22 protein-coding genes, 3 tRNA genes and 1 pseudogene are annotated in these 25,695 nt (G+C 38.7%); 12 read left to right on the top strand and 14 right to left on the bottom strand.

Annotated elements, in window-relative coordinates:
• Positions 1-57: 57 nt before the first annotated feature.
• Together GQR54_RS05670 and GQR54_RS05665 are read right to left on the bottom strand one after the other, a co-directional pair.
• Complete coding sequence (locus GQR54_RS05670) at positions 58-843, bottom strand: hypothetical protein (RefSeq protein ID WP_007585117.1); 786 nt, start codon at positions 841-843, stop codon at positions 58-60.
• 278 nt (positions 844-1,121) lie between these two features.
• Positions 1,122-1,814, bottom strand: a complete 693-nt coding sequence (locus GQR54_RS05665) for a DUF445 domain-containing protein (protein ID WP_166376809.1) — start codon at positions 1,812-1,814, stop codon at positions 1,122-1,124.
• Between the two features lie 125 nt (positions 1,815-1,939).
• Between GQR54_RS05665 and GQR54_RS05660 the strand changes: the two genes are divergently transcribed.
• Both GQR54_RS05660 and GQR54_RS05655 read left to right on the top strand, forming a co-directional pair.
• Entirely contained in the window at positions 1,940-2,812 is an 873-nt protein-coding gene (locus GQR54_RS05660; protein ID WP_101163040.1) for a fructosamine kinase family protein, read from the top strand.
• A gap of 103 nt (positions 2,813-2,915) precedes the next feature.
• Positions 2,916-3,119: a CPXCG motif-containing cysteine-rich protein gene (locus GQR54_RS05655; RefSeq protein WP_008166246.1), complete on the top strand. Its 204-nt coding sequence runs from the start codon at positions 2,916-2,918 to the stop codon at positions 3,117-3,119.
• Position 3,120: 1 nt separating this feature from the next.
• On the opposite strand, the gene GQR54_RS05650 is transcribed toward GQR54_RS05655, so the two are convergent.
• A complete protein-coding gene (locus tag GQR54_RS05650) occupies positions 3,121-3,747 on the bottom strand; it encodes a riboflavin synthase subunit alpha (protein WP_166376808.1) in 627 nt (208 codons plus the stop codon).
• A gap of 128 nt (positions 3,748-3,875) precedes the next feature.
• Here GQR54_RS05650 and GQR54_RS05645 point away from each other — a divergent pair, with 128 nt between their 5' ends.
• From GQR54_RS05645 to GQR54_RS05620, 6 genes and pseudogenes are all read left to right on the top strand, one after another.
• On the top strand, positions 3,876-5,246 hold the full coding sequence (locus GQR54_RS05645) for an MATE family efflux transporter (RefSeq protein ID WP_007585131.1): 1,371 nt from the start codon (positions 3,876-3,878) through the stop codon (positions 5,244-5,246).
• Positions 5,209-6,273, top strand: a complete 1,065-nt coding sequence (locus GQR54_RS05640) for a DUF3080 family protein (RefSeq protein WP_166376807.1) — start codon at positions 5,209-5,211, stop codon at positions 6,271-6,273. The genes GQR54_RS05645 and GQR54_RS05640 overlap by 38 nt, the downstream gene beginning before the upstream one ends.
• A gap of 113 nt (positions 6,274-6,386) precedes the next feature.
• Positions 6,387-6,463: transfer RNA gene (locus GQR54_RS05635), tRNA-Val, on the top strand.
• A 154-nt stretch (positions 6,464-6,617) separates the two neighbouring features.
• Positions 6,618-6,694: transfer RNA gene (locus GQR54_RS05630), tRNA-Val, on the top strand.
• A 26-nt stretch (positions 6,695-6,720) separates the two neighbouring features.
• Positions 6,721-6,797: transfer RNA gene (locus GQR54_RS05625), tRNA-Val, on the top strand.
• A gap of 572 nt (positions 6,798-7,369) precedes the next feature.
• Positions 7,370-7,913 (top strand): annotated as a pseudogene (locus GQR54_RS05620) (transposase); the annotation flags it as partial.
• A 148-nt stretch (positions 7,914-8,061) separates the two neighbouring features.
• On the opposite strand, the gene GQR54_RS05615 reads toward GQR54_RS05620, so the two are convergent.
• Entirely contained in the window at positions 8,062-8,823 is a 762-nt protein-coding gene (locus tag GQR54_RS05615; protein ID WP_166376806.1) for a 2-keto-4-pentenoate hydratase, read from the bottom strand.
• A 189-nt stretch (positions 8,824-9,012) separates the two neighbouring features.
• On the opposite strand from GQR54_RS05615, the gene GQR54_RS05610 reads away from it, so the two are divergent.
• From GQR54_RS05610 to GQR54_RS05600, 3 genes are all read left to right on the top strand, one after another.
• Entirely contained in the window at positions 9,013-11,844 is a 2,832-nt protein-coding gene (locus GQR54_RS05610; protein ID WP_166376805.1) for a TonB-dependent receptor, read from the top strand.
• Between the two features lie 172 nt (positions 11,845-12,016).
• The gene (locus GQR54_RS05605) at positions 12,017-12,754 is read left to right on the top strand and encodes a FadR/GntR family transcriptional regulator (RefSeq protein ID WP_024594154.1); all 738 of its coding nucleotides are present in this window, start codon (positions 12,017-12,019) and stop codon (positions 12,752-12,754) included.
• A gap of 68 nt (positions 12,755-12,822) precedes the next feature.
• Entirely contained in the window at positions 12,823-13,557 is a 735-nt protein-coding gene (locus tag GQR54_RS05600; RefSeq protein ID WP_165739260.1) for a FadR/GntR family transcriptional regulator, read from the top strand.
• Positions 13,558-13,659: 102 nt separating this feature from the next.
• Here the strand turns inward: GQR54_RS05600 and GQR54_RS05595 are convergent, their stop codons facing one another.
• The 10 genes from GQR54_RS05595 to GQR54_RS05550 form a co-directional block, all read right to left on the bottom strand.
• Positions 13,660-14,280 carry a 2-dehydro-3-deoxy-6-phosphogalactonate aldolase gene (locus tag GQR54_RS05595; protein WP_024594152.1) on the bottom strand — a complete coding sequence of 207 codons (621 nt, stop codon included), beginning with the start codon at positions 14,278-14,280 and terminating at the stop codon, positions 13,660-13,662.
• Complete coding sequence (locus GQR54_RS05590) at positions 14,271-15,278, bottom strand: 2-dehydro-3-deoxygalactonokinase (protein WP_024594151.1); 1,008 nt, start codon at positions 15,276-15,278, stop codon at positions 14,271-14,273. The genes GQR54_RS05595 and GQR54_RS05590 overlap by 10 nt, the downstream gene beginning before the upstream one ends.
• Positions 15,279-15,296: 18 nt before the next feature.
• Positions 15,297-16,460, bottom strand: coding sequence for a mandelate racemase/muconate lactonizing enzyme family protein (locus GQR54_RS05585; protein ID WP_024594150.1), 1,164 nt, complete (start codon positions 16,458-16,460; stop codon positions 15,297-15,299).
• 10 nt (positions 16,461-16,470) lie between these two features.
• On the bottom strand, positions 16,471-17,898 hold the full coding sequence (locus GQR54_RS05580) for an NAD-dependent succinate-semialdehyde dehydrogenase (RefSeq protein WP_024594149.1): 1,428 nt from the start codon (positions 17,896-17,898) through the stop codon (positions 16,471-16,473).
• Positions 17,899-18,021: 123 nt separating this feature from the next.
• Positions 18,022-19,005 (bottom strand): hypothetical protein, encoded by a 984-nt coding sequence (locus GQR54_RS05575; protein WP_024594148.1) that lies wholly within the window; start codon positions 19,003-19,005, stop codon positions 18,022-18,024.
• A gap of 1 nt (position 19,006) precedes the next feature.
• Positions 19,007-19,786 carry a glucose 1-dehydrogenase gene (locus GQR54_RS05570; RefSeq protein WP_024594147.1) on the bottom strand — a complete coding sequence of 260 codons (780 nt, stop codon included), beginning with the start codon at positions 19,784-19,786 and terminating at the stop codon, positions 19,007-19,009.
• An 11-nt stretch (positions 19,787-19,797) separates the two neighbouring features.
• Positions 19,798-21,369, bottom strand: a complete 1,572-nt coding sequence (locus GQR54_RS05565; RefSeq protein ID WP_024594146.1) for a sugar porter family MFS transporter — start codon at positions 21,367-21,369, stop codon at positions 19,798-19,800.
• 201 nt (positions 21,370-21,570) lie between these two features.
• A complete protein-coding gene (locus GQR54_RS05560; RefSeq protein WP_024594145.1) occupies positions 21,571-22,446 on the bottom strand; it encodes an SMP-30/gluconolactonase/LRE family protein in 876 nt (291 codons plus the stop codon).
• A gap of 17 nt (positions 22,447-22,463) precedes the next feature.
• Complete coding sequence (locus GQR54_RS05555) at positions 22,464-23,627, bottom strand: mandelate racemase/muconate lactonizing enzyme family protein (protein WP_055255562.1); 1,164 nt, start codon at positions 23,625-23,627, stop codon at positions 22,464-22,466.
• Positions 23,628-23,646: 19 nt separating this feature from the next.
• On the bottom strand, positions 23,647-25,068 hold the full coding sequence (locus tag GQR54_RS05550) for a sulfatase (protein WP_166376803.1): 1,422 nt from the start codon (positions 25,066-25,068) through the stop codon (positions 23,647-23,649).
• Between the two features lie 343 nt (positions 25,069-25,411).
• On the opposite strand from GQR54_RS05550, the gene GQR54_RS05545 reads away from it, so the two are divergent.
• On the top strand, positions 25,412-25,695 hold a 284-nt coding region (locus GQR54_RS05545; RefSeq protein WP_240918881.1), incomplete at its 3' end, for a cytochrome c family protein.

The following is a 25,695-nucleotide window of genomic DNA, read 5'->3' as shown; positions in this document are numbered from 1 at the left end:
AGGAATAAAGCCAAAAAAACAGGTGAAAACGCAGTTAATTAAGATGAATATCTGTAATTATTTCTTTATATAATTGTTATACAACTTTTCAAGCGCACCTTCGGTTGTAAGCGATGGATCTTTACTAATAAAGTGCTTAACCGTACGCGTTACAAAATCAGAGTTTTGCTTATGTAACTTAGAAAAATCTTTAATAATTGTATTACCGTCTTTAGCCGCTGTCACTTTGTCATGACGATGACGATACTGGCTTAGCGCTTTATTAAAATCCCCTTGGTAGTCTTCAACCAAAATTTTATAAAAGTCACTTTTTTGTACGTTTAAATCATTAATGCAGTAATTTAGCGCCTCTTTAAAGTCAGTAAATATCATGCCTTCTACATCAAACTCTTTTGTTTTTTCACGTACTGCTACTTTGGCATCTTCTGTGGCATAGCTAAAACCAGTAAACGCTAAACGCTCAGCGGCTTCTTTTCCTAATTTCATACCCGCTTGAATACTATGCGCAAACTCATCGCTCATATCGCCAAGTTCGTTTTCTTCCCACATGTTATAAACACGCAGAGGTTTTGCGTATTTAGTGGCAAGCTTTTTCTTCATTTTAGTGAAACGCTCATCAATCGTCATCAGCCTTTCGTTATGTAAAAGTGCATGACACTCATAACACGCAGGAATAGATATAAAATCAGCTTCTTCACCTAAATCAACAATGCTTTGTAGCATATGCAGCGGCGGACAATGGTCGCGCTCTGTCGCTTCACAGCCACAATAAAAACACTGGTTAAAATGCTGCTGATCGCAAGCGTATGCTTGCTGATAATAACTGGCTAACGTTTTGCTCACCGTTGCTCCTAAAAAACACGACTAAATTATGGGGGCGATAATAACAGCCTGAAAAAATAAGTCATACCAATTGCATTAAATTAGTTATCTATTATTGCGCTAATAAAGTAGCGCAATAATAAGGCGAAATTATAACGTGTAGTTGCTATCACTAATTGCTCCCTGCATTGCTCTACCTCCTGCATCCATGCACTCGTACACGAACAATTTTTAACGCAGTAAGTGCGCTATTTAATGCGATAGAATGATTTTTTTAAAATTGGTATCAGTAGCTATATTTAAATCACGGCCGCAATTAAACCAAACAAGCCACCAAACACACCACCCCACACTACAAGCCAGCCTAAGTGCTCATGGATCATGGTTTGAATAATCTCTTTAACCATTTTAGGGGTAAGCTCATCTAGGCGCTCATCAACTAATTTAAGTACTGTTTTATGTAGGCTCTCTGCACTATTACCTTGTGAAAGCGTTTGGGTTACTAATGCTTTAAAGTCGTCAGTTTGAGAAATCTCACTAAGCGACAATTGCATTTTTTCAATAAACTTTTCACGCATTGGCTCTATTGCTGCAGTGCCGCCAAACATACCTAACATGCTACCAAACTGAGATTGCTCTATTACCTCTAACAAATTGTCGAATGCGGGGTTTAAATCAACATTACTAATTATTGGCTCAAAATCGATATTGGGCTGCGCTTTATTGAGTAAATTATCAATTTTTTGCTCTGAAAAAAACTCCGTTAATATTAGGTTTCGTATAGCTACTTTAAAGCTTTCAAACTTAAGCGCTATAACACCCGAGCCATATAAAAACGGGACTTTTTCGAACAACATATGAATCGCTAATAAATTAGTTACCGCGCCAGAAAGTGCAAATAAACCAACTGATAACACAATTACTTGGTTAAACATAAAACCTACAACAACACATAAACCCGCTAGCAAATTGGTTATTAAACTTTTGTTCATTTTTACTCCATTACAGTAAGTGTAATTTTTATGCAATATAGTCGTTAATTTTACAACGTTTAGATTGTTAAATTAATACCTTTTTGCCATAGTTTAAGTATCTGTTTAAAAGGCGAGCAATTGTTATGTGGAAAACAGTAAATGAGCACATCAGCCAAGCCATTAATTTTGACTTTAAACACACCTATAAACGCCAATTACAAAGTACAAATACCGACAAACTATTTCATATTACCAATGGTACGCATAACTTCTTCGTTAAAATAGCATTAAAAAGCGAACTCGAGCGTTTAGAAAGTGAATTTATTGGCTTAAAGCTTTTAGCGCAAAATAGTAATTTTAAAGTCCCTGAATGTATTACAACCGGTGCAAATATAGAGTTTTCGTTTATTGTTTTACAGTGGCTTGTTTTAGATAAACAACCCCACAACACGTGGGCAACTATGGGAAGCAGCCTCGCTAAAATGCATCAAAAACACGACCAAGCCATGTTTGGTTTTGATGTAGACAACTACATAGCCACTACTATACAACCTAATCGCTGGCATAAAAAATGGGATGTATTTTACGCCGAAGAACGTATAGGGTGGCAATTACAGTTACTCGCTGAAAAAGGCATTAACTTTATTGAACCCGAGCGTTTAATTAATGCCGTTAAAGAACAGCTGCATAGTCATCAAGTTGAGCCCTCATTACTGCATGGCGATTTTTGGCGAGGCAATATGGGCTTTTTAAAAGCAGAGCCAACGGTATTTAACCCCGCTTGTTATTATGGTGATCGGGAAGTGGATATTGCAATGAGCGAACTATTTGCGCCACTTCCAAAAGACTTTTATAGCGCCTATAACCAGCACTACCCGCTTTCTCAAAATTACGAAAAACGTAAGTTAATATACCAGCTATACCCTATTTTAAATCACGCTAACATCTTTGCCGGTCACTATCTTACTGAAGCTAAACAACATATAGAAAAGCTGGTATTTGAAGGTATAAAATAAGTGTCATAAGCTGCATTTCAGCACTATATTTAATGAGTAAGTAGGCGTTCATCTGTAAGCGATTAAGTTGAATCTAACTTAATTATTTATAACTGGAGTGATTATGAAAGATTTTTTATCACAACGAATAACGTGCCCACACTGCGGACACCACATACATTTAGACTTAGACGCAAGCATGGGCGATCAAGACTACATAGAAGATTGCACTGCCTGCTGTAACCCAATTCATTTAAATATGCATATAGATCATGCTAACAATAAGTTAGAGCTACACGTAGACAGTGACGACGAACAAATATTTTAACTTAAGCCTGATGGCGTAAGTAGTTTTCTACCGTATTTACAATAGTGTAAGTTTGCTGATCAACTTCAATATTAAACTTGTCACCCACTTGCGCTGCACCAATGTTTGTAATGGCGAGCGTTTCCGGAATTAGGTGTAACCAAAAACCTTGTTCATCAACTTCGCCCACGGTTAAGCTTGCGCCATTTATCGCAACAAACCCTTTATATAACACATACTTTTGCCACTCTTTTGGCAAACTGAGTTGTATTTTGCAGTTGTTCTCAAGCTTCACTATTTGAGAAATTTGTGACGTACAATGAATATGCCCAGACACTATATGCCCACCTAGCTCAGTACCAAACGTAACAGAGCGTTCGTAATTAACTAAACTACCTAACTCAAGCAGTCCTAAATTAGTTAACTTTAGGGTTTCGTCAATCACATCAAAATGCACTTGCGCTACCACATCGTGATTACTTAGCTCAACTTGCACAACTGTTAAACAACAGCCATTAATAGCAATACTTGCGCCTAAATCTAAATGCTTAACGTACTCATCGCTCACCGATACAACTAAGCGTAAAACACCGTCTGTTTGAGTATTAGAGACCACCGTAGCTTGCGTTTGCACTATTCCTGTAAACATAAAATCACTTTAAATTATTACAAAGTGCTAGTTTAACGTATCAACTCATAAAATCATTCACTACTGTGATTTTTATTTAAACCCCAATAGATTACAATTACGCCCTATTTTATCAACTAGCTGTTTTTATGACCTTTTGCAATTGGGAAGCCAAGCGTTTACTTTCCCTCGCTTTACCTGTTTTTTTAGCGCAAGTTACACTTATTTTAATGTCGGTCGTCGACACAATTATGGCAGGCCAAGTTAGCCCTACTGACTTAGCTGCACTGTCTATTGCAACAGGAATATGGAACCCATTATTACTTGGCCTTCAAGGTATTTTATTAGCGCTTACCGGTATTATTGCGCAGTTTTCGGGTAGTGATGACCGCAAAGGCATTAGCCACTATTTTCAACAAGCGCTTTATTTAACCGCTATTTTGAGCTTTACAGGCTTTGGAATTGCCCATTTAGCAGATGCTATTATTTTTAAGCTCGATACAACGCCTGCAATTGCAAACCTTGCCATTGACTACATTCACTTTGTGAAATGGGGTGTATTTGGATTTTTAATTTTTACGGTATACAGAAACGTTACCGAAGGCATGGGAATGACCAAGCCCGCGTTTTACATAAGCCTATTAGGTTTAGCTGTTAATATTCCGGTAAATTATATTTTCATAAATGGCTTATTTGGTTTTCCTGCTTATGGCGGCGCAGGCTGTGGCATTGCCACTGCAATTGTTTTAACTGTTATGGCAATAGCGCAAGTCACTTACTGCCAAATGAGTAAAAAAGTAGATGCTAAAGGCCTGCTTTCATCATTCGAAAAACCTAATTTCACTACCATTGGTATTATTACTAAGTTAGGTATACCAATTTCACTCGCCACCTTTTTTGAAGTCACTTTATTTGCGTGTATACCGCTATTTATAGCGCATTTAGGTGCAGTAGCTATATCGGGGCATCAAATAGCAGCCAGTGTAACTACATTGCTGTTTATGATGCCACTGAGCCTATCAATCGCTATCAGCATTCGTATAGGTAACTTATACGGCCAAAAGAACATGACTCAATTAAAAGTTGCGGTTTCTACCAGCTATATTTTAGCCATTGCTGTGGCGTTATTTTTAGCACTTATTACGTTTGCCGGTCGTGATTTAATTAGCCAACTGTATACTGACAGCCCCGCTGTTATGGCATTGGCTTCATCAATTATGATTTTAGCGTGTATTTACCAATTACCTGATGCACTGCAAGTTGCAGCAAATGGCATACTCCGTGGGTTAAAATACACCACGCCTATATCGTATATTACGTTTATATCGTATTGGTTAATCGGCTTTTGTTTAGGTTACGTATTGGCAAGAACAGACATAATTGTGCCAGCTATGGGGCCACACGGTTTCTGGACTGGGATAATAGTAGGTCTTAGTGTCGCTGCTATTTTATTAATGCTAACGGTAAAAAAACGTCTAAAATATGAATTTCTTAAAATTGATGCACTCAATCAAAACTAACAAACTCAGCCTTAAAACACTACCAGCTGCTTTGCTGGTAATGTGTTTTTTAACGCTTACTGGCTGCAACAAACCACAAAGTAGTATAAACGTTACTTATATTGAACGCTTAAGTAGCACAGTTGATACAAGCCCAACACAGCCTGCGCCACTCAAACAACTCCCCTTACTGCAGCCTACCCCAATAGCACAAAGTGACTTAACGCTGAGCATTGTTGAGCTTGCAGGCATTAGCCAATGTAAGCTTAACGTGCTTATAAGTGAGCACAATAACCAATTAGGAAAAACCGCCAGCGCTGCTGGGCAATTAAAATATCAAATAAACTTTATTAAAAGTGCACAGGTTTGCTTAAACACGCTTGATAAAAATAGTCCTAGTTACACAAAAATACTCGCAGCCAAAAACTACAAAGAAACACACCTAATGCACTTTTTTAACACCATGTTATTTAAAGAGCCTGAGTTAAATCGTACCTGGCAACTCACCTCAAACGAGCTTACTACTGAACCCGCTGGTTTTAGCGATACCGTATTTGCACTAAAGCAACTTGTACTCATTAAGCAGCAAATAAACGCTAAAGAATTTAGTGAAATTAATAGCGATTCTATTTTTAGTGCACTCGAGCAGCTTAATAAATTTCAATTTAACCAAGCACTCATTCAATCAGTCCGCAAGCAAGTAGTGTTAAATAACAACGCCACGCAGTTTGTAAAAACATTAAACTTGAATACGCTGTGCCCTCAGGATAAAAATAATAAAAACGCAAAAATCATAAGCAACGTATTTCAAAAGTTTTACCTAAAAGAAATTCAGCCCTATCAAGCGCAGTTAACTGGTTATCTAGAGGCACTACAACCGCTTTATAATGAGCTTTGGTTTAACGAAAGTATCTCAAGCCCTCAAATTAATAACTTAGTCAAAACGGGCTCAGCAAGTAACTTACTGAACTTACTAAAAAGCTCAGCTAAAAAACATGTGGTTTGGTGGCAAGGTTTTTATAAAACGTGTGAAATAAGCCCAATATGAATAAAAAAACGGCAAATAAACTCAAAAACAACAAACTTGCTTGATTCACCAACCGCCACGCTATATATTAGCCGCCGTTGTTAAGCAATTAACACCTACTTAAATAAAGTAATACGACTGTAGCTCAGTTGGTTAGAGCACTACCTTGACATGGTAGGGGTCGGTGGTTCGAATCCACTCAGTCGTACCAAAATTTAAGTAAAATAAATAAAAGTACATCTGAAGGAAAAAGCACTACCTACTCTTGATCACCCGGTCCAAAGGTCAGTAGTTCGAATCCACTCAGTCGTACCAAATTTATTCTAATATCACAGAATAAATTTATTTAAGAATTCAAAAATTGTACGACTGTAGCTCAGTTGGTTAGAGCACTACCTTGACATGGTAGGGGTCGGTGGTTCGAATCCACTCAGTCGTACCAACATTTAAAAATCCTAAAAAAATTGTACGACCGTAGCTCAGCTGGTTAGAGCGCTACCTTGACATGGTAGAGGTCGGTGGTTCGAATCCACTCGGTCGTACCAATTAAACTCTATATTTCAAACAGTTAAAAATCCTATTCAATCTACTCGTTTAATTTTTTGTTGAAAATTAAATTCTTAGTTTTTTTATTATTTTGTATTCAAAATTTTAAAATAACGAGAGCCAAGCCTCAAAAGATCATCCTAAAAATTCCAGTTTTTATCGATTTGTGCCCAAACTTGTGCCCAAGCGCCCAAACCACTTTTTTAGCTCTTTAATCTTCCTCAAAATTAGACCCCTACCCTTGCAAATTCACAAACCTCAAATCACAAATTCCAAACCAAAAATTTCAAATCAGGTGACCACTACCCTAATATTTTCCGTGTCATTTCATGAAATATCCTATGACCCCTATTCTATAAACGTAAAAATCCAAGCAGTCACGCTTAACAGAGTTGATTTAATTAATTGTAGATATCCTTAGTTTCTTACTGGATATTATGCACAGAAGAATTCTTAATGGCTGGAAAAAATCAATTGGACAACAACATCAAAAAACGAAATCTAACAAATTAATCCACTAGATTACATCACCTCAATAATGTTTTGTCAGCCAGAGGCAAAGTCAACACTTGATTACTAGCTTTCAGTGCTTACTGATCTTAGTAATCGTGTGTTAAGGATATTTTTATTACCTGTGTTGATGAGTTAACAGGTTTTCCTGAGGCCATTGCGACTATTTTCCCAGAAACCGAAACTCAGCTATGCGTAATTCATCAAATCCGTAACTCAATGAAATACGTAGCGTCTAAGAATCAAAAAGCATTTATGGCTGATTTGAAACCTGTCTATAAAGCAGTCAGTTAGGAATAAGCTCAACTCGCACTTGATGAGTTAGAGGCTAAATGGGGAAATGCTTATCCATTAGTCATTAATTCTTAGCATAGGAAATGGCATAAATTACCCCATTACTTTAAGTACCCAGAGCGCATCCGGAAGATTATCTATTCCACCAATGCAGTGGAAGCAGTACATCATCAGTTCAGAAAATTAACCAAACCAAAGGGCACTCCCTAATGAAAATAGCTTACTGAAATTATTGTACGCAGGCATATTAAATGCGTCAGAGAATATGTAGGACGATGCCAATTCATAATTAGAGTCTCTGCTTATCCTAACTAGCTATTTATTTTGAAGGGCGTTTAGACAGCGTACTGGATATTTAAATAATTTAACTTTTCTTTTACCGTAAAATCAAAATACACGTGTAGGTTAGCTGTACAACGTAATTTAAAAGCGTTTGCTAACCTACAGAACCTCAATGTATCAACATGAAAATTCGACTGTAATCTCTCCTAAACCTTCGTACTTTATTGATGTTTTTTTATTTATATCTAATTGCATTAGACCGTTATAAGAGCCGGTAATAAAGATATGTCCTGCTTTTAATTCAAACCCATTTTCCGTTAAAAAGTTAATAGCCCAATATAAAGGAAGCTGCGGCAAACCTGCAGGATGCGTCCCCGCATAGCTTTGGAAATCTTCGCCCTGTTTAACATCAATATTTATATCACTGCTCTCATATGCTTTTTTAACGTCTACTTTAGGGCCTAAATATACACCTTGATTAGATAATCCATCGGCCAATTTTTCATAGTGTGTTGCTTGATAACCCTCTGGAAATCTGTTCTGAATAAGCTCCAACGCTAAATGGGCGCTACCAATAGCATTATCTATTTCCTCATTTTTATATTCTTCATAGCTTGCTAGGTCTTTGTTTAGCACAAATGCAATTTCTGGCTCAATGAGCGCTTTATTATTTTTTGTAAAAAGAGCACAACGTTCCATAGATTTAACCGGTGCATGCAAAAGCGGCGCGAGAGTAATCGTGCCATCACCTGATGGAAGCATACATTTCCAACCATACACTTTTTGATTATTTAGCTTAATCATCAACTTCTGAACTGCTAAAACGTCGTCTATAGAATTAAGTGTTATATCTGATGATAAGTCAGGTATCGCAATACCTTGCTCTCTTTTATTTAGTAAATGCTTAGCGATATGTTCAAGCAAGATTGAGTTATCCACTGTAGTTCCTTTTTTTGCTATTGAAAGTAATTTGCATAGCAATAATAACAGTGTTCTTGACAATTAAACATATGATGTTTAGATTTGTCGAACGTTATTCTTTTGCGAATTTACTTCTTGTTAAATGAGTAAACTCTCAAAGGTTGAACTTTATCTGACGACACAACACACAAATATATGGAGATCACTATGCGTTCAAAGAAAAAAATTGCACTCGGTGTTTTAGCCGCTCTCTCAAGCTGTTCATTTGCTCAAGCTGCTACAAACGATAAAGTAAAAGACGATACTGAAGTCATTGTTGTAACGGGTGTTCGTTCAAGTCTAGAGGCCGCATCATCTCTAAAACGTTACAGCGATAGTGTTCAAGATAGTATTGTTGCTGAGGATATTGGTAAGTTTCCCGATCAAAATGTGGCTGAGTCTTTACAACGTGTTCCTGGCGTTTCAATTAACCGTGTAAATGGTGAGGGCTCAAAAATAACCGTTCGTGGTTTTGGCCCAGAATTTAACGTTGTTACATTAAACGGGCGCACATTAGCTACTTCTGAAATTGGTCGCTCGTTTGATTTTCAAGTATTAGCAGCTGAGCTAATATCGGGTGCTGATGTCGTTAAGTCACCTACAGCTAAAACGCCTGAAGGCAGTATTGGTGCTTATGTCAACGTTAAAACAGCACGCCCATTAGATAATCCTGGATTACATGTACTTGGCTCTATAAATGCCAAATACAGTGAACTTTCTGGCGAGACGAGTCCTGAATACTCTGCGTTATTTAGCAATACGTTTGCTAATGAAACATTTGGTTTTAATATTGCCCTTTCACAACAAAAAAGTGATAACCGATACGATTCAATGGGTACAACCCGTTGGTTATTACTCAATAATGAGCCGGGAGTTATTGAAGGCGATATTCATAATTTAGATGGCAATGTGGTTACACCAACTATGCTTCGCCATGCCGGGCGAATTGAATACGCATTAGGGCAAGAGCATCGCGAACGTACAGGCATTAATACCAGTTTTCAGTGGGCACCAGATTCAACTTTTACAAATACCTTTGATTACATGTATACGGATCTCTCAGTAGAAACTCAAACTCAAGGTTTGCAAGCCGGCTTACAGTATCCTAATTGGCGAAATGTGGTTGTATCAGACAACGGTACTATTTTATCAGGCACTAAGTTTTCGGGTAAAACACTGGGCGGAACTGGTGAAAATGTTGATTTTAGAATTGATGGTTTATTTCAAGAGCTGGAGTCAAAATCAAAAACACAGGCATTTGGGTTTAATTCTGTAAAAGAATTTGATGTATTAACGCTTGAGTTTGATATAAGCCATTCAACATCAAAATCAACGCCGCGTAGCGACTTATTAGTTCCTAATTATATTTCACCGGAGCGAAACGACAGTTTAAATTTTGATTTTAGAAACACTGATACCGTTAATTTAGACACAACCATTGATTATGCTTCGCCGACAAGCGTGAGAGCACATTGGAATCAAGTTTCACATTACGAATTAGAAGACACTATTACGGAGCTGCAAACAAAAGGGAAATACTTACTCGATTTAGAGTTTGCTGAAAGCCTAACCTTAGATTCAATCGATTTTGGTATTGCGTATTCAGATCGCGAAAAAGTAAGGGATCGCTTTGAAACATTCCATGAAGATAACTGTGGTTTAGTAGCACCGAATGCCGATATTTGTGGCGAACTTAGAGATATGCCTGATGACATATTTTCAGCAAGTCCCTATTCAGATTTTTTAAGTAGTGAGCCAGGTAATTTTCCGCGTGACTTTTTGTTTGCTGATATAAATAAATACCATAGCGCTATTCGTGATATGACCAAAAATCCAAATTGGCCAAACGAGCAATATAACGAAATCGCATCATCAAGCGTCACCGAAGAGAAAATAAGTGCTTATTCGCAGTTTAATCTCAGCGGCTTAATTGGTGATTACGATTGGCGCGGTAATGTGGGAGTCCGTTATGTAAAAACGGATACAAGCTCAAGCGGTTACGGTAAAAGGCGCCTAGGTTATACGGGCGAGCTTGATAATGGCCAACCTTTATTAGTTGTTGATTACACAGACTCAGGAAGCCTTAAAGCCAAAAATAGTTACACTAACTGGTTACCTAGCGCTAATTTTAGTATTAATTTAAGTGATAACTTATTGGTAAGAGCCGCAGCGGCTAAAGTTATGTCGCGCCCTGCCATTGACGACATTGGCGTACAAACAACGTATACCGATATGCAAGCAGGTAGCTTTTCTCAAACAGGTGGCAATCCTTATTTAGCACCCTATAAGGCTAATCAATACGATTTATCTTTTGAATATTATAGTGATAGCGGCGATTCTTACGCGGTTAACTTTTTCAAAAAGGATATATCTAGCACAATTGCACAAATAACTTATCTAGATAATACGCCTGATATTTGGGATGGGTCGCAATATGTTGATTCATCAGTCAGTATTGATGGATACGGCAATGTAAACGAAACTATTAATACTAAACAAAACCAATCAGGCGGCTCAATTACTGGAGTAGAACTTGCTGTACAACATAATATGGATTATTTACCGAGCTTTTTAAATGGCTTAGGTGTGCAAGCAAACTATACATGGGCTGATACTACAAATAAAAACACACAAAAAATAGAGCTTCCAGGTGTGACCGACCCAGGTGATAAATTAGAGGGATTTGCCGAAAACTCTTATAACATTGTTGCCTACTACGACAAAAATGCATTTCAAGCGCGTTTAGCCTACAACTGGCGAGATGACTTTTTAAGTAGCCGAGCTGGTATACGCAGTGGTGGATTACCAGAGCATACTGCGGCTTATGGTCAGCTCGACTTTAGTATGTCTTATGCGGTTAACGATAACTTTACGCTAACAGGCGAAGCAATAAATATAACTGATGAACGTACCTATCAATATGCCGATGTAAAAGAGCGCGTTATTAATACCCAATATACTGGTCCGCGTTACCGTATAGGTATACGCGCTAAGTTTTAACGCTTTATTGAAATAACCCAAATTGCTATAAAGATCGCTCATCAGCGATCTTTATTATATTCCCACTATGTCAGTTTTAAACATATAAACAACGATTAAAATTAGTTACCACTCCCCCTATTTTGTGCACATTACATTGACCAGTCAAACATAATATGTTTATATTAAAGATATGAGCGAACTTATATATTACGACCTAAAACAAACATCAGGAATGGCAGCAAGCCTTTCTGTTCAAGTGGCTAAAGAAATTGGCAGACGCATTGTGTCTGGATCATTTGAAGCCGGCAGTTTAATTGATGATGAAGATGCACTCGCTAAACGCTACCAAGTAAGCCGTGTAGTAGTACGCGACGCGGTAAAAATCTTGGTAAGCAAAGGCCTACTTGATGTACGCAGAGGTATTGGTACGCGTGTACTACCTCGTGATAGATGGAATATGCTAGACGATGACGTATTAGCATGGCATTTGTCAGCACCACCTAATCGTAAATTTTTAGAGCAATTAATGGACGTGCGCCTAGCCTTTGAGCCAAAAGCAGCACGTTGGGCAGCTGAACGTGCGCGCCCTGAGGATTTAATTGAAATTGCAGCCGCATGCGAGCGCATGGCTAAAACAGATAACAGCGTAGAAGATTTTATTATTGCTGATTCTTTATTTCATAAGGCCATTATAAAAGCAGCGCAAAATAGCTTTTTAGCTTCTATGGAAGGCGTTATTTATTCTGCACTTTTAGTTAGTATTAAAGTAACAAATAAAGACCCGCGCGATAACGGTGCATCTATTCCGTTTCATCGTGAAGTGTACGAAGCCATTGCTGCAAAAGATGGCGATAAAGCCGAATTTCTCACCGAAAAACTCCTAAAAGATGCCAGCTTTCGTCTTTCTGCGACAGTAAATAACAAATAGCCATTGTTTATTGTCGCAAATTCATATAAATAGTACGTATAAATAAATAATACGGACACTAAGATACTATGAGCGAATTAACATACTACGATCTAAGACGCAGCAGTGCCATGTCACCTAGCTTACCGGTACAGGTAGCTAAAGAATTAGGCCGTAGAATTGTTGCTGGCACATATACTCCTGGCACACTGATTGATGATGAAAACCGTTTAGCTGAACGTTTTCAAGTAAGTCGAGTTGTTGTTCGTGATGCAGTAAAAATTCTTGTTGGTAAAGGGCTTTTAGATGTACGCAGAGGCATTGGCACTCGCGTAAAAACCCGTGATAACTGGGCGTTGCTTGACGACGATGTTCTTGCGTGGCATTTAAGCGCCCCACTTAATCCTGAGTTTTTAACTCAATTAATGGAATTTCGTTTAGCATTTGAGCCCAAAGCAGCCAGTGTTGCAGCGCTTCGCGCAGAGCCTGAAGATATTAAAGCCATTGAAGATGCATTAAATGAAATGCAAAGCTCGGTAAGCGATTTAGATAAGTTTGTTATTGCTGATGCACATTTTCATGGCGCTATTTTACGCGCTTCTCATAATGAGCTATTTATTTCGATGGAATGCGTTATTTTTTCAGCGTTGCTTGTGAGTATTAAAGTAACAAACCAAAGTGCACAAAGTAATCATGCTTCTATTCCGTTTCACAGAGAAGTATTTGATGCTATTGCCACCGGTAATAGCGAAAAAGCACAAGCCCTTACAGAAAAGCTTTTAGCTGATGCTAAATCAAATTTAGCTAAGTTAATGGATATTTAATTTATTTTAAATAGCACCGCTAACTCATCATTTATTGTGAGAGGAATGATGAGTAGCGATGCAAGCACAACAACGTTTTATCGCAATTTTATTAAAAATTAATTAAAGATAATATTCAGCATAATTTTTAGCATTAGTCGTAAATTCTTCTAAACCCATTCCTGATTTATACAAGCCGCTTCCTAAACCAAAACCCGATGCCCCAGCATTAACAAATTCATCCTGGTTTTGAGGCGATACACCGCCCACAGGGTAAATATCAATACCCGAAAGCACTGTTGTAATTGCTTTTAAGCCTTTTGGGCCAGCTGTATCTGCTGGAAATAACTTAAGCGCGTCGGCACCAGCATGCAGTGCAGCAAAACCTTCAGTGGGTGTATAAAATCCTGGTACGCTGTATAATCCTTTTAATTTACTATAACGGATCACCTCTACATCGCTATGCGGCGATATAATAATACGCCCACCCGCTTCAATTACCTGATCAACTTCGTCTTTAGTAACAACCGTGCCCGCGCCAATAATGGCTATATCTGCGTATTTATCACTTAATAACTTAATACTTTTTAATGCCTCAGGAGAATTAAGTGGCACCTCAATAACGCGGTAACCAATATCAATAAGTACTTTTGCATAATCAAGCACTTCATTTGGTGTAATACCGCGTAAAATAGCAATCAGTGGTAGTTGCTTCATAGCATGAGTTAACGTAATTAATGACATAATTGAGTTTCCTTTTTAGTTAAAAGACCGGCCTGTACAGCTAGTGTAAACATGCCTTTAGTAGATGCCGTAGCACTGTTTAAAATAGAAGAAGTGAAGCCGAGTTCTTTTAATGCTTCACAATAGAGAGTGTTTAAACTTGAGTTACCAATTAAATAAACATGCTTAATGTCGTTTAGCTTACTTTTAATACCCGCAAGCTCAGCGCCAATAAGTAAACCAGATAAGTAACTAGGTACGTTTTGCAGCGTTAATTGTTTATCTAGCTTTAAAGTACGCGCACTAAATAATGCACTTAATAAACTGCTCTGAACTTGACTAACACCAACGCCTTTTAAAAAACTTGGCATATCTGTTGGTGTTTTATCTAGTGACTCTAGCCCTTCACCTAAAATGCTTTGTTTAGTCAATAAATCAAACATTTCGCCGGTCATGAACGTACTAAGACTTGTAATAACCGTTTTTTGGTCAGTATCTTTTGCAACTTGAACCCACTTAGAGTGAGTACCGGGTAGGCAAAACATAGTCTCACTCAATGTTTGATTACTTAGCTCACCCGCTGTTTGCTCTACATCTAATACAGCGCCAAATACTTGTACTTCTTCACCGCGCATTACATCGCATACATTATTTTCCATAACGTATTTAACACCCGGCACAATACTAATTTGTAAGCCTGCTTTATTATTTGCTTTACAAAGGTTTACGCTCATACTACCGAGATTAGCTGGCGCATTTACATAGCCTGTATCTTGCCAACCTATAGCACCGCCTACCATACCCGCCATAATAATCGGCATTTTATGCTTTGATAACCAGCCTGATATATAACTAAGTAATACGGTTTCTAAACAGTCATTTTTAATACAAAGTACGCCCTGTTCACCATTAACAGTATCTAAAATGCTGCCTTTGCCATCGACTAAAAAAGCTCTAAAGTTAGAGCTTCCCCAATCAACCACAATTAATGCTGGTAAGTTGCTTTTGTTATCGCTCATAAGCCTTGCCCTTATTTATTAAATTGATACTTCGTAATGTTTAATAAAATCAAGGTCGGGCTCAATACCAAGGCCTGGACCTTGTGGTAGCGCAACTGTTCCGTTGTTATTTTTAACTTGCTCGTTAATATTTAGAGACTCTTGCAATAACTGCTCTCTAAATAAGTTTGGCGTTGTATCGTACTCAAGCATAGGTTGTACTGGGTGTGCAGCACCTGGTAAATCAGGTAACGCAGCTAATAAATGTAGATTAGTACCTACCGCAATAGCCGAACCCCACACATGGTTTATAACAGGCACAAAATGCGCGTGTGCCATAGCTAATACTTTTTGATATTCGGTAATACCACCGAGCGCACACACTTCTGGCTGGAGTAAATCAACGCAGCGGTTTTTAATTAAGTCTCTAAAGCCCCAGCGGGTAAATTCGGCTTCGCCACCGGCAATGCTCATATCAAGTGCTTCACATAAATCGCGATAGCCTTGATGATCCTCTGGTGCAACCGGTTCTTCAAACCAGTACACGCCTAAATTTTGCAGCTCTCGACCTAGCGGAATAGCTTCGCGCGCTGTATATGCATGGTTAGCGTCAACCATTAAGCGCATATCGCGGCCAATACCTTTACGTACAGCTTCAACAAGCTTTATATCGCGGTCTGGCGAAAGGCCTATTTTCATTTTCATGGCCGTAAAGCCCATTTCTTTAATGCGTTGGCTTTCTTCGGTAAAGCGCTCTTCCAGGTTTGGAAATTTTTGTAGCATCATGCCGTAACCATAAGCCGGAATGCGGTCTCTAAAAGCCCCCCCTAGTAACTTATAAACGGGTTGATCTAAAAATTTACCTGCAATGTCCCACAGAGCAATATCTACACCAGATAAAGACTGAATAGGCATGCCTTTTTGGCCATGATCGCGCAGTAAGTTATAAACTTTATGCCAAATCACTTCTCTGTCGAGTGGGTCCATGCCCAAAATCATAGGCTGAATTACATGCTCAACAATTGTTTTATTGGCAAACGCAACGCCGCCACCGCCAAAACATTCGCCCCAACCTGTAATACCGATATCCGTACGAACTTCAACTAAATGTGCGGTACGTTTAGCGTAATACTGCTGCGAATAACCAAGTTCTTCTTCTAGGTCGTACTGTAAAACGTGGCTAATAATTTGTGTGATTTTCATAGTCTGTTCCTTAAACCTTTAACGCGCGAGAAACACGTTTATATGCAAGGTAGTCATCTAAAGCTAACAACGAACAATCAACACCCACGCCCGATTGCTTAATACCAAAATGAGGTAAATTAATGCTGTATTTAATGCCGTTTACTTGTACTTCGCCAAAGCGTAAATGTTTTGCAAAGTAAGAAATAGTCTCTTCGTTACTACTAAAAATAAATGAACTTAAACCAGCGTCCGTGTCATTTGCATCGCTAAGTACCTGTTCGTTATCACTAAACGTAATAATACTAATAACAGGGCCAAATATTTCGTCTTTGTATAGATTCATGCTCGAATCTACATTTGTAAGTACGGTTGGTTCGTAAAAATACCCATTAACGCCTGTAGGTTTTTTACCACCTAATTGCAATTGTGCGCCTTTTTGCTGTGCATCTTTAACTAGTTCATCAATACGTTGCCATGAGCTAGCATCCATAACAGGGCCCATATCAATGGCCTCGTTTTTATCAAAACCAACTTTTACTGCTTTTGCACGAGTAAGTACTTTTTCAATAAATTCATCAGCAACGCTTTCGTGTACAAATACACGATTTGGGGTAACACAAATTTGCCCTGCGTTGGCAAACTTAACGCCACAAATCACATCGGCTGCGTTATCTAAATTTGCATCGCTACATACAATGGCAGGTGCATTACCACCAAGCTCCATTGAATAACGCTTGATTGACGTAGCACCTGTTGCAATTACATGCTTACCCACATTAGTAGAACCAATTAAAGTAAGTACAGAGGGAATAGTTGACGCTGAAATAGCATCGCCTACGGTGCTATCTGTGCCCGAAAGTATGTTAACCACACCTGCTGGCAAGCCGATTTTTTCACATAATTCGCCTACAGCATAAGCAGACAAAGGCGTTTTGCTTGACGGTTTTACTACAAGCGGACAACCCGCAGCCATTGCTGGCCCTAATTTATAAGCCAAATTTAATAATGGAAAATTCCATGCTAAAAATGCAGCCGCTACACCAACAGGCTCACGCGAAAGAACGTGGCTGTGTGTACCTTCATTATCTTTTAATTCTTCATCGGCGATATTAACAATGGCATCAGCGTAAAAATTAAGGCTATCAACTAACATTTGAAAGTCGTCAGCGGTTGACTGCCATGGTTTAGCCATTTCTAAATGTACGCATTCACGTAAGTGTTGCTCGTTTGCAATTACTGCATCACGCAGTTTAAGCATCCATTGAGCACGCTCTGTTGCAGGCGTTGTTGACCAACTTGAAAATGCTTCTTGCGCAGACTCTAAGGCCATGTTTGCTTCATTAATACCTGCAGCCGAAATTTCGCCTACAACTTCGAGTGTTGCAGGATTAATAATTTCGGTCGTTGCGTCACTCGTTATTAATTTTCCACCAATATACAGTTGTTTAGAAAGCATTCTGTCGCTCCATTATTATCTACAACACCCTAAGGGCTAAATGACTAAAGTAAGACACACAGGCCTTAATACATAATAACTATTTAAACATATGATGTTTGATTGAGCAAACACAAAATACATTTAGTTAACAAAAAAACTCATATGCCAAGATTTATGAGCATTGCCTTTAATTAAGCCCTCCTCTTCACTCGCCATGGCTTTGTGTAAAGAATCGCTATTGCCTATACAAGGTTCTATCCCAAGTACAAAAGGGGGTAGCTGCTCATTGGCAGACCAACCGTTGTAATTAAACCAAAGCCCTAAGTGACTTATGTTTGTTGATGAAAATTCAAACCCGCAGCTTTGCTGAGCTTTATCATCAACCAGTTTTACAATTATACTTTGATCTTTATGAGTGCCCGTATTTAAGTGTTTGCTAAAAACCTTACTTGCAAAACCACTGTTATAGGGCATAACTTTATTTAGCGGCGGGACTTTAGTTGAGCACTCACTCCAGTTAATAAAGGCACTATTAACGTTATAAAAATGACTTAGCCCTTCATCAACTTTAAACTCCATATGTTTGTTATTTATTAAAATACGCATCTCTGGTTTTATGGCAAAAATAGGATGCGCTGACCAAACAAAAGGGAGATTGTGAGTTGTGTTATTTTTTACGTGGTAATCAACAAGCAGCCGCTTACTGTGTTTTTTTAAGGTAAACGTTCTTATAAATGTAAAAGTAGAGTCAAAAACCTCAGCTTGTAAGCTAAGTATTATCTCTTCATCGCTAATATGGGTATTAGTTATTTGCCATGCTTGGCACCACAACTCACCATGATCATGTGAAAAATGTGTTTTATTGGGGATATGTTCGTACAGCTGAGGAGAAATACCCGGAAAACATTCATCCCAACCACCGCTATCATGCTCAGAAAAGTCATTATTTTTTGCAGGTTTTAAAGTGATTTGTTTATCGTGAGCAAGCCACTCTCTATTGTGTTTTAAGCTTACAATAGAGATGACTTTTGCACCCAACTGAGGAATAACTGTAATAGCAAGCTCACTATTTTTTAGCAAAATAGCCTCAAAACCATGAGCCTTACAGTGTGTTAAGTTAAGCACTTTAATCGTGATAAATTACAGAACGGCCACCATCAATGATTAAGCTTTGCCCTGTCATAAAACTCGAATCTGAACTGGCTAAAAACACGGCTGGGTAAGCAATTTCTTCAGTTGTTCCATTTCGTTTTAGAGGATGTACATCGCCCATTGCTTTGCGTGAAGCTTGCGGATCGTCTGTTTGCTCCCACGACTTAAACGCCATAGGTGTTTCTATCATGCCTGGGCACAATGCGTTTACTCGTATGTTGTGCTTTGCGTATTCAACGGCTAAGTTTTTAGTTAACCCTATAACCGCATGTTTAGTTACCGCATACGGAAAATACCCCGGTACAATTTTATAAGAATGTACAGAACCTACATTTATAATACTGCCACGGCCTAACTCTTTCATATGCTCAAGTACGGCTACAGCACACTGCCACATACCTTCAACATTAACCGCAAAGCTATCACGCCACATTTGTGGCGTAACGTCATCTACGTTTCGCCCGGGGCTAATTAAAGCCGCGTTATTAACTAAAATACTGGGCTTGCCGAGCTCATTAACTACTTTTTCAACCATGTTTTTTATAGCCGTTTCGTCGCTAATATCGGTATGAGCAAAAATAGCATCAAACCCTTTGCTTTTTAGCTCTGCTACAACACTTTCACCCATTTCTTTATTTATATCAGCAACACACACTTTAGCGCCTTGCTCACAAAATACGCGTGCTACTGTTTTTCCAATTCCATCGGCTGCGCCAGTGACAATAGCAACTTCGTTTAATAATCGTGATGACATAGTTATATTCCTTATTTATTGAGCCCAGGGACCAAATCGCGTTCAATGGCCTCAATAGACTTGCCCTTAGTTTCGGGAAGTATGAATGCCATAACAATGCAGCCTACAATAGCGACGCCTCCGTAATATAAAAACGTATTTGCTGCGCCCATGTTCTCTAATTGCCAAGGGAAAAACTGCTGAATACTCCAGCTAGAAATACTCTGTACTAAGGCGGCAAAGGGTAGCGCAACACTGCGTACTCGGCTTGAAAATATCTCCGAGAATATCACCCACATTATTGGCCCTATCGACATATTAAAGGCGGCTAAAAATGCGAATAATCCAAATAAAACATACGCAGGACTAATATTTATAGAAGCATTAATAATTGCACCGGTAACAACTGGTAGCTCTTTTTTACTGTAAATAGTGGCTAGATCTGCTTTTAGCGCAACATCAGTGCTGTATATTTTATTTTCGAAAACGTGCAGCTTTGTAATATCTACTTTTTGCTCTGCAACTTTGGTTATTGCTTCACTGTTGAGTGAGTACGTGGCATTTTCAAAACCATACCAAATTGATACATGCGCAACAGCAATAAGCAGTAAACCGGTAATAGTTAATGTTCTTCTGCCAAGTTTTTCAACAAAGAATATGGCGACCAATGTAAATAATACAGATACCGCACCAAGTACTATTGTTTGTAAAAAAGAGTTTTCGACGCTCATACCTATTTGTTCAAACACGGTAGGTGCATAAAACAATACGGCGTTCATGCCGGTTGCGCCCTGCACTACCGCGTAACATACAGCAAGTAGCACAACAAAACGCATAGGCTTACTAAACAATACTTTAAGTTGCTCTAGTGCACTGTTTTTTGAATCTTCTTGAATGGTTGCTTTAATATCATTAAGTACTACTTCGGTATCGGCGTTATTGATCCCCATACCTTTGAATACAGCGCGTGCTTCTTCATCACGTTTTTTGCTCATTAACCAGCGCGGCGATTCAGGAATCGTCATTAATAACGAAAACCAAATAATATTAGGCACAATTTCAAAGCCAAGCATATAACGCCAAATATTGGCTTCATTTAACCATTCAATTGAGCCCATGTTTTTAACAAAAAAGTAATTAACAACAAACGCAAATAAACTACCTAACGTTATAAGCAACTGATTAACTGATACAAATTGGCCGCGTTTATTAGCGGGTGCAATTTCACCAATATACATAGCTGAGACAGTTATAGAGGCAAATGCGACCCCTCCTATAAAGCGTCCAACAACCAGCATGGGGTAACTTACCGCAAAAGCAGAAATAACCGTAGAGAGTGAATATGTTAAAGCAATGCCAATAAGTACCTTTTTACGACCAAATTTTTGGCATAAAGTACCTGTAAAAAATAGTGCGATGATTACGCCAACAATGGCGCAACCCACTACATTACCTGTTTGTAAACTGGTTAGCTCAAACTGCGAACTAACATAGCGTAACGCCCCCGATATATTGGCCGCGTCTAGGCCAAATACAAATCCGCCAAATGCTGCAATGAGGGAGTACTTAATTGCTTTTGTTGATTGTGTGTGTGTGTCTTTCAATGTATTACCCTTAGTTTTATTTTTATACTTTTACTGTGTTGGTAATGAGTGCTCTACAACATATAAAAGAATAACATTGATAGAATTAGTAAAAACAATATAAACATATGATGTTTATATGTGCAATGTGTTTTTCCTCTCACATCTAATTAATGTAAGAGGAAAAAACACAAAATTAATATTTAAAGTGAATACGTAAAATTAAAAGCCGTCTATTTTAACGCAAGGCTCAAATACACCTTTTACCGCATTTTTAAATGCAAGCGTAGCGCCGTGAGGTATAGCATTAAATGGGGTATCTTCTAGGCCACATTGTGCTGACGTTACGTAAAGTGTTGTACCATCGTCGCCAAACGCTGGGCATGTAGGGCGAGGTGTTTGAGTCGCTAAGCTTTGAATTACCTTAGCTTCGGGCGATATGCAATCTACACGTGCGCCATCCCAAAGTGCAATCCACATGTTGCCTTCGCTATCAATTACAGCGCCATCAGGTGATACAGCTGAGCTCGAATAGTCAAAAAACAACACACTTTCTCCTATTGGCGTACCCGTAAGTGAGTCGACGTCAAATCGGTAAATTTTTTGCGTTTTTGAATCTGCGTAATAAGCTCTAGCACGCGACTTATCAAAACAAATACCATTGGGTATGGTTAAATCACTAACAACTTGAGTAAGTACGCCGTTGTGAAAACGATATATTGCCCCTTCGTTTTCGTGAGCATCGCCGTGCATTGTGCTTATCCAAAACCCACCCCACGGATCGGCACGCCCATCGTTACTGCGGTTGTCAGGTTTATCTGCTTCAACGCTGCACAAAAAAGTTTGCTTATGCGTGCTGGTATTATAGGTATTTAGGCCTTTATCACTTGCTAGTAATAAGGTTTCATTGTTTACCCAAGCCAGAGCGGTAACCATATCATCTAAGCGTTGCTCAACTTTATGGTCGCCTTTTTTGCTGTGCAAAATATGGTTTGGAAAATCAACCCAATAAAGCGTTTGTGTGATCGGGTGCCACAAAGGCCCCTCGCCTACAAAATTTAGTGTGCTGTCAAAAACAGTCGCTGTAAGTGTATTCATTTAATTCTCTAAACTAGTTACCAGTTAGTATGTGAACCATCACGCTTTGATAAATGCGGTGCTTCGGTTTCTACAGGGGTTGCCAATCTAAACGCGGCTTCATTCACTTCAACACCTAAACCAGGTACTTCAGGGATAGTAAACTTATTGCCTGTTAACACATGCTGCTTAGGAAAAAGAAGTGGATCATGGGCGCCAAACTCACTAAACGGGCCTTGGTGCGTTTCCATTAAGCCTAAATTTGGTAGCGCTGCTGCAAAGTGATTTGTGGCTGCTGTACACACAGGGCCAAGCGGGTTATGTGGCATAACATCGATATAATGTGCCTCAGCCCAACCAGCCACTTTCATTGCTTCTGTTAAGCCACCAATGTTACACACATCTACACGTAAATATTGAGTAAGCCCTTGTTCTATATAAGGCTTAGCTGCCCATTTAGAACTAAACTCTTCACCAATAGCAAAAGGAATATGCGTTAAAGTACGCAGCGTTTTATACGCATCAGGAGATTCATGACGAATCGGTTCTTCAATAAAATCAAGTGTATCGGGCTTTAAACGTTGGCAAAACGAAGCTGCCTCAGCCACGCTTAATCTGTGGTGGTAATCAATACCGAGTGTAATATCAGGCCCGAGTACTTTACGCAGCTCATTTAAGCAACGCGCTGTGCGCGTTATAGATTCTTGTGGTTCAAAAAACACAGGGTCGTCAAAACGACTCGGTATCACTCTTATTGTTGTCCAACCTAGCGCTATAAGTGCTTTTGCTTCTTTAACTAAATCGTCAAATTTATCCGGATCGGCCTCTGTATAACAACACGCAAAGCACGCTATGTGCTCGCGTTGTTTGCCCCCTAACAACTGATAAACAGGCACTTGTAGTGACTTACCTAAAATATCATAAAGAGCAATATCAATGGCTGAAATAGCAGCCGTAATTACACGGCCCCCTTCAAAATAATGGCTGCGGTATAGCTCTTGCCAAATACGGCCAATTTTACGCGGATCTTGCCCTTTCAAAAATCCAGCAAAGTGATGTATCGCGCCAATAACTGCTTGCTCTCGATTTGATAAGCCCGATTCGCCCCAGCCAACTATGCCACATTCGGTTACTACTTTTACTAATAGCTGATTACGTTTCCCTACGCAGCCTAAAAGCGCTTCAACAGATTCTATTTTCATTATTATTACCTATGCGTTATTAAGGTTGAGTTGCTGGTAAACGGTATTTATCCATGCGGTCTATATCGTATTTTTCGTATTTTCTTTTTAATAACCAGCGCGGACGCTCTAACGTTAATTCCCATTCAAACAATGATTTAAACATAGTTTTAACACGTTCAGGATTTTTTGCTGCTAAATCTGTTTGTTCACTAATGTCTGTGCTTAGGTCGTATAGCTCTGCAGGTCTGTCTGGGTAACGAATAAGTTTCCAATCGTTATCGCGTATTACAGCTCTGTTTTCTTTTTTCCAGTACATCACTTTATGTGGGCGTGCTGTGTTTTTACCTTGAATATAAGGGAGTAAATCAACGCCATCAATATCATTACCTAACGCCTTACCTTGTGCGGCACTGTAAAAAGTAGGCAGTAAATCTAGTGTGCTTACTGGGTAGTCGTAAGTCGAACCTGGTTTAATATATTTTGGCCAACTAATTAAGAATGGTACACGAATGCCCCCTTCTAACTGGTTTGATTTAGTCCCTGCAAGTGGTGCATTATTTGAGGCGTTTTTATCAGATGGGCCACCGTTGTCGTTTGAAAAAACCACAATAGTATTGTCATCTAAGCCTAGCTCTTTAAGTTTATCAAGTACATAACCACTGGCTCTGTCTAACCCTAGGGTCATTGCAGCAAGCTCTTTACGTTTACCCGTTAAGTTTGGAAACTTAGCTAAATCTTTAGGATCTGATTCAAGCGGAGTGTGTACCGCGTTAAAAGCTAGGTAGATAAAAAAGGGTTCATCTTTGTTTTGTTCAATGTATTTAGCGGCTTCTTTACCTAACTCGTCGGTTAAGTACTCTTTTGGCTCTTCGTAATTACCAAAGTCGCGTTCTAATTTTTTATCAAAAAAATGTTTGTTTCCATTTTTCATTTCTTGTTCTGAATAGTTAAAGTAGCTTCTGTCGCCACCTCTAAACCCTAAAAAAGTATCAAAACCACGTTTTAAAGGATGAAACCTGTCGGCGTCACCTAAATGCCACTTACCAAATACTGCTGTTTTATAGCCCTGCTCTTTAAGATAATCGCCCATTGTTTTTTGATCTAATGGCAAGCCCATATCTGCACCTTTAAGTGCTGAGTTATCGCTCATAAAACCTGGTACGTTAATTTCTTCGTAACCAAAACGTTGCTGGTACTTACCCGTCATTAAACCTGCACGTGAAGGACCGCAAGTCGAATCACTTACGTAACCTTGAGTAAAACGAACACCGCTTTGGGCAAGTTTATCTAAATTAGGTGTTTTAAGCTGCGTACTACCTTGAAAGCCAAAATCACCAAAACCTGCGTCATCAGCAAAAATTAAAACAATATTAGGTTTTTCTGTTTGTGCTTTTGCCATTGCATTAGCACTAACGCAAAAGCCTAAACATACAGAAAGAAGAACAAGTAGCTTATTCATCACAGTTTCCTATTTAATATAATAGTTAAGCACATAGCTAAAAATATTAATTACACCATAGCTAACATATTGGTTATATTAGACTATTACGGATAGTTAATTTAATGGTTGAGTTGTAAATAATGCGTTTATAAATCACAATATCGCTACACTAAACAAAACATAACAATATTGCAAACATATGATGTATGATATTTTGAAATTAATTTTTCAATTTCTCACTATTACTTAAGCCTAATAACATTGTCAGTTTAAAGGCAAAGCCTATTTACTGTGTGCTTAGCTGCGGCCTGTTATTTAATTTTAAGTATGCATTGGTGTGCTATTAAAGGTGGATTCTAAAATGATAAATATAAAAAACAGCCTTTTTGTTGTTCTTTTTTTATGCAGCTGTTTTTCAGCGATTGCAAATGATGAGTGCCAGTCTTGTCATCAACAACAAACCCATGATTGGAAACAGTCAGACCATGCAAACTCAATGGCTTTAGCCAATAAAGATACCGTGCTTGGTGATTTTAATAATATAACCGCGACCCATTTTTCTCAAAAAGCCGTGTTTTATAAAGAAAAAGAGGCCTTTTTAATTGATTTGACCGAGCAAGGTACAAAAAAAACGTACACCGTAAG

This window comes from Pseudoalteromonas sp. Z9A4, assembly GCF_011378845.1.
Taxonomy (GTDB): domain Bacteria; phylum Pseudomonadota; class Gammaproteobacteria; order Enterobacterales; family Alteromonadaceae; genus Pseudoalteromonas; species Pseudoalteromonas arctica.
The sequence above is the reverse complement of the archived record's forward strand: the minus strand, read 5'-3'. Positions and strand labels throughout refer to the sequence as shown.